General features: G+C 71.7%; 12 protein-coding genes. 6 read left to right on the forward strand and 6 right to left on the reverse strand.

Features of this window, described 5'->3' with window-relative positions; translation table 11 throughout:
- The first annotated feature begins 87 nt into the window (after positions 1-87).
- Positions 88-726, forward strand: coding sequence for a TetR/AcrR family transcriptional regulator (locus DFJ69_RS16250; protein WP_245974417.1), 639 nt, complete (start codon positions 88-90; stop codon positions 724-726).
- A complete protein-coding gene (locus DFJ69_RS16255) occupies positions 723-2,954 on the forward strand; it encodes a glycoside hydrolase family 3 C-terminal domain-containing protein (protein ID WP_116023331.1) in 2,232 nt (743 codons plus the stop codon). Before DFJ69_RS16250 ends, DFJ69_RS16255 begins: the two co-directional genes overlap by 4 nt.
- 46 nt (positions 2,955-3,000) lie before the next feature.
- Here DFJ69_RS16255 and DFJ69_RS16260 read toward each other — a convergent pair whose 3' ends face one another.
- A complete protein-coding gene (locus DFJ69_RS16260; protein ID WP_116023333.1) occupies positions 3,001-4,179 on the reverse strand; it encodes a glycoside hydrolase family 1 protein in 1,179 nt (392 codons plus the stop codon).
- A gap of 124 nt (positions 4,180-4,303) precedes the next feature.
- Between DFJ69_RS16260 and DFJ69_RS16265 the strand changes: the two genes are divergently transcribed.
- Together DFJ69_RS16265 and DFJ69_RS36180 are read left to right on the forward strand one after the other, a co-directional pair.
- Positions 4,304-5,680 carry a type I glutamate--ammonia ligase gene (locus tag DFJ69_RS16265; protein WP_116023334.1) on the forward strand — a complete coding sequence of 459 codons (1,377 nt, stop codon included), beginning with the start codon at positions 4,304-4,306 and terminating at the stop codon, positions 5,678-5,680.
- Positions 5,681-5,740: 60 nt separating this feature from the next.
- Entirely contained in the window at positions 5,741-7,813 is a 2,073-nt protein-coding gene (locus DFJ69_RS36180) for an AAA family ATPase (protein WP_116023335.1), read from the forward strand.
- Between the two features lie 39 nt (positions 7,814-7,852).
- Here DFJ69_RS36180 and DFJ69_RS16275 read toward each other — a convergent pair whose 3' ends face one another.
- Together DFJ69_RS16275 and DFJ69_RS16280 are read right to left on the reverse strand one after the other, a co-directional pair.
- A complete protein-coding gene (locus tag DFJ69_RS16275; RefSeq protein ID WP_116023336.1) occupies positions 7,853-8,038 on the reverse strand; it encodes a DUF397 domain-containing protein in 186 nt (61 codons plus the stop codon).
- On the reverse strand, positions 8,035-8,844 hold the full coding sequence (locus DFJ69_RS16280; RefSeq protein WP_170177688.1) for a helix-turn-helix domain-containing protein: 810 nt from the start codon (positions 8,842-8,844) through the stop codon (positions 8,035-8,037). Before DFJ69_RS16280 ends, DFJ69_RS16275 begins: the two co-directional genes overlap by 4 nt.
- 112 nt (positions 8,845-8,956) lie before the next feature.
- Between DFJ69_RS16280 and DFJ69_RS16285 the strand changes: the two genes are divergently transcribed.
- Both DFJ69_RS16285 and DFJ69_RS16290 read left to right on the forward strand, forming a co-directional pair.
- Positions 8,957-9,304: a hypothetical protein gene (locus DFJ69_RS16285; RefSeq protein ID WP_116023340.1), complete on the forward strand. Its 348-nt coding sequence runs from the start codon at positions 8,957-8,959 to the stop codon at positions 9,302-9,304.
- Positions 9,305-9,751: 447 nt separating this feature from the next.
- A complete protein-coding gene (locus DFJ69_RS16290; RefSeq protein WP_245974418.1) occupies positions 9,752-10,900 on the forward strand; it encodes a methyltransferase domain-containing protein in 1,149 nt (382 codons plus the stop codon).
- 5 nt (positions 10,901-10,905) lie between these two features.
- Here DFJ69_RS16290 and DFJ69_RS16295 read toward each other — a convergent pair whose 3' ends face one another.
- From DFJ69_RS16295 to DFJ69_RS35575, 3 genes are read right to left on the reverse strand one after another with little or no spacing between them, the layout of a single operon-like run.
- A complete protein-coding gene (locus DFJ69_RS16295; RefSeq protein ID WP_245974419.1) occupies positions 10,906-11,751 on the reverse strand; it encodes a hypothetical protein in 846 nt (281 codons plus the stop codon).
- Positions 11,748-12,068 carry a hypothetical protein gene (locus tag DFJ69_RS35570; protein WP_245974420.1) on the reverse strand — a complete coding sequence of 107 codons (321 nt, stop codon included), beginning with the start codon at positions 12,066-12,068 and terminating at the stop codon, positions 11,748-11,750. The genes DFJ69_RS16295 and DFJ69_RS35570 overlap by 4 nt, the downstream gene beginning before the upstream one ends.
- On the reverse strand, positions 12,065-12,493 hold the full coding sequence (locus tag DFJ69_RS35575; protein WP_245974421.1) for a MerR family transcriptional regulator: 429 nt from the start codon (positions 12,491-12,493) through the stop codon (positions 12,065-12,067). Before DFJ69_RS35575 ends, DFJ69_RS35570 begins: the two co-directional genes overlap by 4 nt.
- Positions 12,494-12,495: the final 2 nt, after the last annotated feature.

A 12,495-nucleotide genomic window follows, 5' to 3' on the forward strand; every position in this document is an offset into this window, starting at 1 on the left:
GGTTTTGCTCGAGGGTCGCGGAGAGGGCGAACGCCGTACCGTTCTGCGCGGCATCGCACGGCCCGACATCGCAGAGAGGCACCCCACGTGACCGCACAGACACCGCACCGGCCGTCCAAGGGTGAGCGCACCCGCGCCCGCATCCTCGACTCGGCGGCCGAGCTGTTCTCTCGTTCGGGGTTCGCGGCCGTGTCCCTGCGCGACATCGCGGCCCACGCCGAACTGACCCACGCGGGCGTGCTGCACCACTTCCCGGGCAAGGAGTCCCTGCTGATCGAGGTGCTCGGACGGCGCGACCGGATCGACGCCAAGCTGCTGTTCGGGACGAACGCCGACGCCCCTCCGGAGGAGCTGCTCGAAGCCCTCATCGGCATCGTGGCGCGCAACATGGGGACCCCCGGCCTGGTCGCCCTCTACGTGAAGATCTCCGGTGAGGCGACCGCGCCCGACCACCCGGCGCACGCGTACTTCGTCGACCGCTACCGGGTCCTGCGCGAGCGGCTCGCGGAGATCGTGTCCGCGCTCTCCGCCCAGGCCGACCCGCCCCTCGACCACGACCCCGTCGCCGTCGCCCAGCAACTGCTGGCGCTGATGGACGGGCTGCAGACCCAATGGCTCCTGGAACCGGACGCGGTCGACATGCGCGCCTCCGTCGTCACGTTCCTGAGGCAACTCGGGCTGCACGTGGACACCCCGCAAGCCCCCGACCCCCGAGGTACCGCATGACGCAGACCGATCTCACCCTCGAAGAGAAGGCGTCGCTCACGTCCGGAGGCGACACCTGGCATACGACGACGGTGCCCGGCGTGGTCCGCGCCCTCACCCTGGCCGACGGGCCGCACGGCATCCGACGCCAGGACGAGGGCTCCGGCGACGCCCTCGGCCTGCGCCACAGCCTTCCCGCCACCTGCTTCCCGCCCGCCGTCGCCCTCGGGTCGTCCTGGGACGCGGACCTGCTCCGCCGGGTCGGCGCGGCCCTCGCCCGCGAGGCGTCCGCTCTCGGTGCCGACGTCGTCCTCGGCCCGGGCGTCAACATCAAGCGCTCCCCGCTGTGCGGGCGCAACTTCGAGTACTTCGCCGAGGACCCTCACCTGACGGGCGCCCTCGGCGCCGCACTCGTCACCGGGATCCAGTCCCTGGGGATCGGCGCGAGCGTCAAGCACTTCGCGGTCAACAACCAGGAGACCGACCGCATGCGGATCAGCGCCGACGTGGACGAGCAGACGCTCCGCGAGATCTACCTGCCCGCCTTCGAGCACATCGTGCGCGAGGCCCGGCCGTACACGGTCATGTGCGCGTACAACAAGATCAACGGCGTGTACGCCGCCCAGAACCACTGGCTGCTCACCGAGGTCCTGCGGGACGAGTGGGGCTTCGACGGGCTGGTGGTCTCCGACTGGGGCGCCGTCAACGACCGGGTGGCCGCCCTGGAGGCCGGTCTCGACCTGGAGATGCCGCCCACCGGGACCGATGGGCGGATCGTCGACGCCGTCCGGTCCGGCCGCCTGGACGAGCGGGTCGTCACCCGGGCGGCCGATCGGCTGCTCGACCTGGCCCGGCGGCTCGAATCCGCCGAGCGGTTCGAGGACTGGGACGTCGAGGCCCACCACGACCTCGCCCGCGAGGCGGGGCGAGGCTCGGCGGTGCTGCTGAAGAACGACGACACCGTGCTCCCCCTGGACCCGCGGGCGCGGCAGCGCGTCGCCGTCGTCGGAGAGTTCGCCCGCACCCCGCGCTACCAGGGCAGCGGCAGTTCCCACGTGGTCCCCACCCGGCTGGACACCGCCTGGGACGCCCTGCACGCCGGTGTCGGGCCCGAGACCGAGCTGACCTTCGCCGCCGGGTACGGGCTGGACGGCGCCGCGGACGACGCGATGAAGGCGGAGGCGGTCGGCTCCGCCGCGCGCGCCGACGTCGCCCTGGTCTTCCTCGGCCTGCCCGACGAGGTCGAGTCCGAGGGTTTCGACCGGACCTCCATCGACCTGCCACAGGGCCAGATCGACCTGCTGCGCCGGATCGCCGAGGTCTGCCCGCGGGTCGTCGTCGTCCTCGCCAACGGCGGTGTCGTGTCCGTCGCCGACTGGCAGGACTCGGCTTCGGCGATCCTGGAGGGCTGGCTGCTCGGCCAGGCGGGCGGGTCCGCGATCGCCGACCTGCTGCTCGGCGTGTGCAGCCCCTCGGGACGCCTCGCCGAGACGATCCCGAACCGCCTCGCCGACGTCTCGTCCTTCCTGCACTTCCCGGGAGCCGACGGGCACGTCACCTACGGTGAGGGACGCTATGTGGGCTATCGCTACCACGACACCCTCGGCACCGACGTCGCCTACCCGTTCGGTCACGGTCTGTCGTACACGCGGTTCGAGTACTCCGATCTCGGGGTCACCGAGACGGGCGCCAACGAATGGGCGGTCGAGCTGACGGTCACCAACGTCGGCGACCGCACCGGGCACGAGGTCGTCCAGCTCTACGTGGCGTTCGAGGAGGAGACGCCCACCCGGCCTCGGCACGGGCTGCGCGGGTTCTCCAAGGTGGAGCTGACTCCGGGGGCCGATACACGGGTCCGCTTCACGGTCACCGGGCGCGACATCGCCCAGTGGTCCGTGGCGCGGGGGGCCTGGAAGATCGACGCGGGCCGTTTCACGGTCGAGGTGGGCGCGTCCTCCCGCGACATCCGCCTGCGCGCCGAGCTGACCACGCCGGGCGACGGGCATGTCACCGCCCTCGACGGGATGTCCACCCTCGGTGAGTGGCTCGACCATCCCGTGGGCGGCCGGGTCCTGGCGCAGCGGCTGGGGAACGGGCGGGGAGCGGCCATCCTGGGCGGTGGTTCGCCCGCGCTCCTCGGCCTGGCGCGGGGCATTCCCCTGGCCAAGTTCAGCACCTTCGGCATCGGCCTGTCCGCCGAGGTGGTCGGGGATCTCGTCGCGGCCGTGCGGGACTCCGAGGCCCCCTGAGGCCGGCGACCGGCCCGCTCGCCGCGATTCGAGCGGGCCCGCCCGGTCAGCCGTTCAGCGTCCCCGTGGCGGCGACCTCTCCGAGCCGGTGAGCGCTCGGCTTGACCGTCCTGGCGAACGTGCGGCGGTCCACCGCGACGAGCCCGAACGTCGGCCGCCAGGACCCCCACTCGTAGTTGTCCAGCAGCGACCAGTGCAGGTAACCCCGGACGTCGATCCCGTCCGCGATCGCGTCATGGAGACCCGCCAGAGCGCCGGTGGTGTACTCGATGCGCTCGGCGTCGTCGTCCGTCGCGACGCCGTTCTCGGTCACCAGGATCGGAACGCCCGGGATGCGCGCCGCCGTGTAGCGGACGGCGTCGCCGATGGCCTCTGGATAGAACTCCCACTGCGTGAGCGTGCGTCGCGCGCCCTCGGGCACCGGCAGCGCCCCGTGCGGGCCGATCCGCACCCGGGTGTACGCCTGGACGCCGATGAAGTCGTCGGACGACGCCTCGTCCAGGAACCGATCCTCGCGCGACCACGCCCACGCGTCGCGCTCGGCGTCCGCACCGTCGGCGGCCTCGAAGTTCTGATTGGCGACCGTCCAGCCGGACTTCACCCCGTCGACCGCGGCCAGCTCTTCGCGCGCGGCGCGGTGCGCGGCGGCCAGGGCGTCCGCCACCGCCGGGTCGGGCGGCGGGAGCGCGCCGGCGACCAACTCCCGGCGCTCCTCGCCCTCCTTCATCATGTTCGCCGCCATCGACAGCATGTTGGGCTCGTTGATGGTGCAGACCCACTCGACGCCGTCCAGGATCGGCAGGACCGCGCGCACGTAACGGCGGAACCGCCCGACCGCCTCGGGGTCCGTCCAGCCGCCCCGCTGCTGGAACCACAATGGAGCGGTGAAGTGGTGCAACGTCACCACCGGGGTGAGGCCGCGGTCGAAACAGCCCTCGATGATCCGGCGGTAGTGCGCCAGCTCGGCGTTCGAGACGTGGCCCTCGACGGGCTCCACACGAGCCCACTCGATGCTGAAGCGGTAGGCGTTGAGCCCGAGCCCCCGAACGATGTCGAGGTCCTCCCGCCAGCGGTGGTACCCATCGCAGGCGTCCCCGCTGCGCTCGGGGAACGGCCCGCCGGGCCGGTTCTCCAAAGCCCACAGGTCGCTGGCGACGTTGTTGCCCTCGGTCTGGTGGGCGCTGCCCGCCGCGCCCCAGAGGAATCCGCTTGAGAACGATCGCACGCTGCTTCTCCCTTACCGGTGAGGTGGAGACAGAACTTACCAGTTGGTTAGTTTTGACCGGATGCGCGACCTTCTCCTCCCCCGTAGCATGTCGCTCACCGTAGTCACGTGAGCGAGGAGCGTCATGGACGGGGAGGAGCGCGCTCAGCGGGCCGTTCGGGCCCGGGTGGCCGCGCGGGAGTTGACCGCGCGCGGTGTCACGGCGGCGGCGCTGACCTGGGTGGACCTCGGAGGGATCGTCCGGGTCAAGACGGTGCCGGTGGGGCGGCTGGAGCGGGCGGCGGCGTGGGGGGTGGGCTTCTCGCCCGTGTTCGACGTCTTCCTGCCGGACGACACCATTCTCACCGGGCGGCACGCCGGCGGGCCGCTGGGCGATCTGCGGCTGCATCCGGACCTCGATCGGCTGATCGTCCTGGGGGCCCCGGAGGGCTGGGCGTGGGCACCGGCCGACCGCTACGACCAGGAGGGCGCGCCGCATCCGCACGACACCCGTCTGCTGCTGCGCCGTGAGGTCGAGCGGCTGGCCGAGGAGGGGCTCGGCGTTCGGGCGGCGTTCGAGGTCGAGTGGGTCGTGTCGGACGGGCCCGGCGACGCGTACACGCCCGCCGCGCGCGGACCCGCCTACGGCATGGCGCGCGTCGCGGAGCTTCCCGAGTACCTGCGTGACGTCCTGGTCGCCCTGGCGGCGGCCGGTGTCGAGGTGGAGCAGTTGCATCCCGAGTACACCGCCGGGCAGTACGAGGTGTCGGTGATGGCCGAGGACCCGATCGGCGCGGCCGACACCGCGGTGCTGGTGCGGGAGACGATCCGCGCCGTGACGTTGCGGCACGGGATGCGGCCGTCGTTCTCTCCCAAGGTGGAGGTCGACGGGGTCGGCAACGGCTGCCACGTTCACCTGAGCCTGTGGCGCGGCATGACCAACCTCATGGCGGACGGTCCCGGCTTCTACGGGATGCGTCCCGAGGGCGAGTCGTTCATGGCGGGTGTCCTGGCACGGCTGCCCGCGCTGTCGGCCCTGGGCTGTCCCGCCGTCGCGAGCTATCTGCGGCTGGTCCCCGCGCACTGGGCCGGCGCGTTCGCCTGCTGGGGCCTGGAGAACCGGGAGGCGGCCATGCGGTTCGTGACGGGCCCCGCGGGGCTGCGGTCGGAGGCGGCCAACGTCGAGGTCAAGTGCTTCGACGCGGCGGCCAACCCCTATCTGGCCCTGGCGGCGCTGCTGGCGGCGGGCCGCGACGGTCTGACCCGCAAGGCCCGGCTGCCCGACCCGGTCAACGCCGATCCGGCCGCCCTGGACGACACCGAGCGGGCGGTCCGCAGGGTGACCCGGCTGCCCTCCACGCTGGCGGAGGCGATCGACGCCTTCGAGGCCGACCCGGTGCTCCGCGAGGCCCTCGGCGCGTCGCTGGCCGAGACGGTGGTCGACGTGCGGCGCGGGGAGATCGCCCGATGCGAGGGCGCCACCCCCGAGGAGGTCGTGGCGCGCACTCGCTGGCGGCACTGAGGGCGACACACCCCGTAAGATCGCGGCATATGAGGATTATCCAGGGCTCCGGGTGAGCCCATGGGCGACTCTCGGACGATCGCCGACCGCCTGCGGGCCGCGCGTCGGCGACGCTTCATCGGACGCACCGCCGAGCTGGAGTCGTTCCGCGCGGCCCTGACGGCGCAGGAGCCGCCGTTCGCCGTGATGTTCGTCCACGGGGTCGGCGGCGTCGGCAAGACCGCCCTGCTCGACGCGCTGGCCGAGGTCGCGGAGGAGGTCGGGGCCGTCCCCGCCCGGCTGGACGCCCGAACGGTCGACCCGTCGCCCGCGGCGTTGTCCGGCTCGCCCGTCTGGACACCCGACCCCGGCACGGGCCGGCGCGTCCTGCTGCTGGACGCCTACGAACGTCTGACCGGGATCGACGACTGGATCCGCGGGCATTTCCTGCCCGAGCTCCCCGCCGGGACCCTCGTCGTCGTCGCGGGCCGGGAGCCGCCGCCCGCCGGCTGGACCACCGACCAGGGCTGGCGCGAGTTGCTGCACGTCGTTCCGCTGCGGAACCTGCCTCCCGAGGACGGGGCCGCCTACCTGCGGGCCGAACGCATCCCCGAACGGCTGCACCGGCGGGCGCTGGCCGCCACGCACGGGCATCCGCTGGCCCTGGCGCTCCTGGCGGACGTGCTGGGCCAGCGCAAGGACGCGTCCGACCTGTCCGGCATCGAGTTGGGGGACGCGCCCGACGCCGTGCGCGTGCTGCTCGACCGGTTCCTCGAGGAGGTCCCCACCGAACGGCACCGGCGCGCGCTGGAGGTGTGCGCCCACGCCCTGCTCACCACCGAGGAACTGCTGCGCGCCTGCTTCGTCGGCCCCGACGACGCCGGCGAGCTGTTCGAGTGGATGCGGCGGCTGTCGTTCGTCGAGGAGCACCCCGAGGGGCTGCGTCCGCACGACCTGGCCCGCGAGGTGTTCGACACCGACCTGCGGTGGCGCGACCGCGACGCCTACCTGCGGATCCACCGGCAGATCCGCAAGCACCTGCTCGAACGGGTCCGGGCCGCCGGCGGCCGGGACCAGCAGCGGCTCATCGCCGAGCTGACCTTCCTGCAGCGCGTCAACCCGGCCATGCGGGGCTACCTCGACTGGACGAGCCTCGGCGCCCACCACCCGGACGTCCTGCGGGACGGCGACCGGGACGCGATCGTCGCCATGACCGAACGCTACGAGGGCGCGGAGTCGGCCCGGCTGGTCGCGTACTGGATGGACCGGCAGCCCGACGCGTTCGTGATCGTTCGCGACCCCGAGGGGGAGGCGCTCGGCTACGGGGTGCGGCTGCGCCTCGACCGGGTCACCGCCGAGGACAGGGAGGTCGACCCGGGCGCCCGCGCGATGTGGGAGTTCGCCCACCGGCACGGCCCGCCGGCGCCCGGCGAGGAGGTCACCGGCAGCCGCTTCGTCGTCGACCGCGACTCCTACCAGGAGCCGTCGGTCTCGTTCAACGTGGTGCTGACCGCCTTCATGCAGCAGCGCCTGCTGGCCCGCCGGCTCTCCTGGGACATCCTCGGCGCGTACAGCAACGTCGAGGGGCTGGACGACTTCTTCGAGTACGGCGGCTTCCACCGCGCCGCCGCCGACTTCCAGGTGGCCGGCCGGCGTTACCAGGTCTTCGCCCGCGACTACCGGCGCGGCGGCCTGGAGGCGTGGCTGGACCTGCTGGCCGAGAACGAGCTGCACTTCGCCCCCTCCGGCCCGGCCCCCGCCCGTCCCGCCCCGATGGTCGCCCTGTCCCGACCCGACTTCGCCACCGCCGTCCGCCAGGCCCTGCGCGACCTCCACCGCCCCGACGCCCTCGCCCACAACCCGCTGGCCGGCTGCCGCGTGGTCCGCGAACGCGGGAACGGCACGGTCGCCGCCACCCTCGCCGGCCTCCTCCAGGCGGCGGCCGACACCCTCCGCACCGACCCCCGAGGCGCCAAGCCCCACCGCGCCGTCGACCGCACCTACCTGCGCCCCGCCCCCACCCAGGAACGCGCGGCGGAACTCCTCGGCCTCCCCTTCAGCACCTACCGCCGCCACCTCTCCACGGGCCTGAACCGCATCGTCGACGTGCTGTGGCAATGGGAGCTGTACGGCACCGACGCCCTGACCGGCTGACGACCCCCGACCCGGTTCGGGCCGGGGCTCACGGCTGCGTCAGGCGTTGGGCGTCGCGGTCTTGACGTGCTGGATCAGGCTCCGGAACGCGTCGCGGTCGATGGCGAGGTGTCCGTGGTGGGGGTTCTTGGAGTCGCGGACGCCGATGTTGCCATCGAGGTCGGCAACTTCCACGCACTGGCCGCCGCTGGTGTTGCTGCGGGTTGACTTGCGCCATTCGGTCATTGGTACGTCTCCATGGCTCGTTCGATCAGCGCCCGGGAGGGGCCGATTGGTGTGGCGATGTTCGATATGCGCTCGTACCTTACTGCGAAGCGCTGAACGTCCGGGGGGTCGATCATCAGGCGGCCTCTCTCTGGGGCGTCGGCGAACGCGATGTCGTGATCATCGACGGTCAGCAGCGTGAACGAGCCGTCGAGCCCGAGGTGGACGTTTGCCTCCTTCTCCACGATACGCACGCTGACATTGGGTAGCTCGCTCAGTTCGAGCAGGCGTGCGAGTTGCCCCCGCATGGTTTCGGCGTCCCCTACGGGCTGGGCGAGCGCCACCCAGTTCAGCAGGACGGAGATGTTCGCGACCCTCGGCCTATCGAAGACGGCCGTCTGTCGGGCCATCCGCAGGTTGAAGGCTGCTTCGACGTCGTCCACCATTCCGACGGTCAGAGCGGCACGCGCGTAGTCGGGGGTCTGGAAGATCCCTGGTATCAGCAGGGCCTCCCACATGCGATGGTGCGTGGCCTGCTCCTCGTACTGGGTGAGGCCGGTGAACCAGTTGCCGTCGTCGGCCGCAGCGGCGAAGCGCACCAGGCGGGTGAACAGCCCACCCGTACGCCACAACTCGTCGAGTTGGGCCGCGTTGTCCGGGGAGAGCCGCCGTAGGCCGTTCTCGATCCGGGAAACAGTGGAACGATCACACCCGAGGAGGTTCGCGAGGTGACTTCCGGACAATTGGTGCAATTCCCTCTGGCGTCGCACCTCAACGGCGATGAGATGCCAGAGGGAACGCTCCGGGACGAGTGGTCGGGCCATCATGATCACCTTTTCGGGTTGTTGCCATGCTTGCGGGAACGTAGCGAAGCTAACCCGGGACCTGGTTTCTTGTCCGTGGAACTGCGAGACAAGAGACAGAATCAGGAGTCAGGGCATGGAACTCGGACGACCCGTCGAAATCCAGGACGCACCCGAGGGAGAACAACCGCTCAGCCCCCGAGCGCACGACGACAAGGCACGCCAACACCTGGAGGCCCTACAAGAGGCCATCACGAAGCAGACCACGTTCACCGCGCGCCTCGTGCGACCGCAGGGCACCGACTTCACATATCTGCGCGTGTTCAACCCGGACGCGGCCAAGCTCGCAGAGGACGTCGGTTGCCGTATCGAGGACGACGGCGACCACTGGTTCTGGTGGTCCTGGGGAAACACGATCGCCCCCGCCGACGACATCGACGGAACGGTGAAGGCGATCAAGCGAGTGATCGGCTCGGGCGGCTGACATGGACGGATGGGCACTCGAAGGGCTCGTTCTCGAAGCGGTGATCCTCTGGGGCTCCGGCCTGCTGACCGGGGCGGTCGCCCTGAGCGTCGGCATGGCGTTGGGCCGTTCGGCCCGAACCCGGTATCGCCGTCTCAAGTCCGGCCGTCAGGCTCGGTCGGTGGGCAGACATCGCGAAGGCTCGCCATCGGAGGGCACTCGCCGCACCGAACACCGAGACCGGCGGGACGTTCGGAGGGGATCGTTCGACGGACCGCGACTGGCTCGGCCGAGGAATTGACCGGCCGCGACGTAGGTCGGTCGGCCATGTGGATTACGGAAAGGGAGTGCGAGTTGGGCAAGCACGAGGAGAAGAAGACGGGCGACGGCAAGTGGGACAAGCCGGTCCCTCCGCCGGAGAAGGACAACCCCAAGGACGGCGGCAAGCATGAGAAGGGCGGCAAGTAAGTGACCGACCCGACGACATTGTCGGCCCGCCTGGTGGCGGACCTGACCGCGTCGGGCGACCTGGTCCCGGTGTGGCGGGCGGCGTTCGAGGCCGTGCCCCGGCATCGGTTCATCCCCGACACCGTGTGGGTCGAGGACGATGACCGGCTGGTGCCGGTGGACCGGGCCGAGGACGAGGGCGCGTGGTTGGAACGCTGCTACGTCAACGACTTCGTCGTCACGCAGGTGGACGACGGTGTCCCGGCCGAGCCGGGGCGGGTCGGCCGTGAGATCACCAGTTCGGCGAGTCGTCCCGACGTCGTGGCGCTGATGCTGGCGGCGCTGGAGGTCGAGCCCGGCATGTCGGTGCTCGAGATCGGCACCGGCACCGGGTGGAACGCGGCGTTGCTGGCCGAGCGGCTCGGCTCCGAGCGGGTCACCTCGGTGGAGGTGGACCCGCAGGTGGCCGCCCGTGCCCGGCGCGCGCTCCGGGAGGCGGGCTACGGGGTCACCGTGGCGACCGGTGACGGGGCGCTCGGACATCCGTCGGGCGCTCCGTTCGATCGGGTGATCGCCACCGTCGCCGCCGACCGGGTTCCGTACACGTGGGCGGAGCAGACCCGTCCGGGCGGGCGGGTGCTGGTGCCCTGGACGACCGACTTCCACAATGGCGCGCTGATGTCGTTCCAGGTGTCGCGGGACGGCGCCATGCGAGGCCGGATCGTGGGGAACGTGGCGTTCATGCGGCTGCGCCAACAGCGAGGCAGGCCCGCCTCGCTCGCCCGCGACGTGCATCGCGAGGACGAGGCGCGTCGATCGTTCACCGACCTGCACCCGTACGCCGTTCTCGGGGAGTACGACGCGTCGTTGGCGATCGGGCTGAAGGTGCCACGCTGCAAGCCGGTCGTCGAGCCACGCGGCGAGGGCTCCTACACGGTCTGGTTGCTGGATCCGTGGTCGGGCTCATGGGCCGCCCTGGAACACGAGCCCGGCGCCGAGCGGTTCCCCATCCGGCAGTTCGGAGAACGGAACCTGTGGCAGGAGGTGCGGGACGCCTGTCGCTGGTGGGACGGCCTCGACCGCCCCACCGCCGACCGCTGGGGCCTGACCGTGACCTCCGCAGGCCAATTCCTCTGGCTCGACACCGAGGACCACCGCATCGACCGCTGACGCCGTCACTCCGGAACGGGCGATCGTGTGCGACGCAAAGCCGTGAGTGCGGCGGAGGGGTCGTCGGTGTAGAAGCGGATGGTGCTGACCTTCACTCGGCGGCCTAGGGGGCGGGTGGCGGTCACCGGCTCGGTCAGCTCGATGACGACGTTGGTCTGGGAGGCCACCGCAATGGCCAGGTGGTCGTCGGTGACCCTGACCATGCCCTTCTCGTCGTAGTTGCGGACGCGGCGGACGTCGGCGATGAGGTGGCGGGGGACCCGCAGGTCGAAGAACGCGCCGTACCGGAGGCGGATCTCGTCCTCGGTGACGACGTGCGGGCGGGTGATGCAGGCGGCGACGATGGCCAGGACGATGAGGATCGAGTACGCGTCGATCACGAAGACCACGGCGCGCAGGCCCGCCGGGGCGTCGATCGCCCGGAGGATGATCTCCAGGCCCACCAGCTCCACGACCATCGCGAACAGGAACATCAGCATCGTGGACGTCTGCGCGCCGGAGTAGGAGTGTGCCGTGGCGCCCGGCGGCACCCCGTCGCGGCGGCGGGCCGCCCACAGCGCCAGGCTCGTCAGGCCCTTCCAGTCGAAGCCCATGATCCGCCGCACCTGCACGGGGACCAGCCGTTCGTAGGCCGTTCGCCACGACGCGCGACGACCCGCGCCGGCGCGGCGGGCCTCGCGGAACAGCCGGTACGCGGCGACGGCCTCCAGTACCAGCACCGCCGCGACGGCCACCTCGGCGGCCACGATCACCGGGTGCGGCAATGGCACGCCGGACACGAGCAGCACCGCGAGCAGCAGCTCGGCGGGCACCATGGCGAACAGCGCGGCACGCGCGACCCTCAGTGTCACCCTCGCTCCTTCAGCATCGTGACCATCCGCCGGAAGACCTCGGTCTGCGCGGGGGACAACTCGTCGGACATCGCATCCAGCCAGCCCCCGCCGTCCTGGAGGCTCGTGATCATGACGGCGGCCATCTCGTCGGGCAGGAAGGCGGCGAGGTCGCCGGCGAGTTCCGTGACGCGGGGGTCTCTGGGGGAGACGTCGGCGATCTCGTCCAGGCGCTCGCTGAGGGCATGGCCCCGGGCCGCCGCCTCCGGCTCGGTCAGCGGGCGGAACATCTCGGTGAACGCGGCCACGTCCTCCGGCTTCGCGCCCGTGTCGATCACGGCCAGCAGCTCGCGGTCGAGCCGGGCGAGCCTGGAGGTGCTCGGGGGAGGGCCCGCAGCAGTTCCGCCATGTCCGGTGAGACCGTCGAGTCGGGGTGCAGCTCCGCCTCCGTCAGCAGCGCCGCCAGCCGTTCCCGCCGGACCTCGATCGCCCGTTGCTGCCGGGCCAGGTCCGTGTCCAGCTCCAGCAGCACCTCCCGCAGCTCCCGGCCCCGGTCATCGGCGAGGACGTCGCGGATCTCGTCCAGCGACAGGCCCAGCTCGGCCAGCCGGCGCACCCGGGCCAGCGCCACCGCGTCCCGCAGCCGGTACTCCCGGTACCCGTTCGCCAGCCGTTCGGGCTCGGGGAGAAGGCCCAGGTGGTGATAGTGGCGCACGGTACGGGTGGAGACCCCGACCAGCGCGGCCAGCTCGCCGATGCGCATGC

Origin of the sequence: Thermomonospora umbrina, assembly GCF_003386555.1 — a bacterium.
GTDB lineage: Bacteria > Actinomycetota > Actinomycetes > Streptosporangiales > Streptosporangiaceae > Thermomonospora > Thermomonospora umbrina.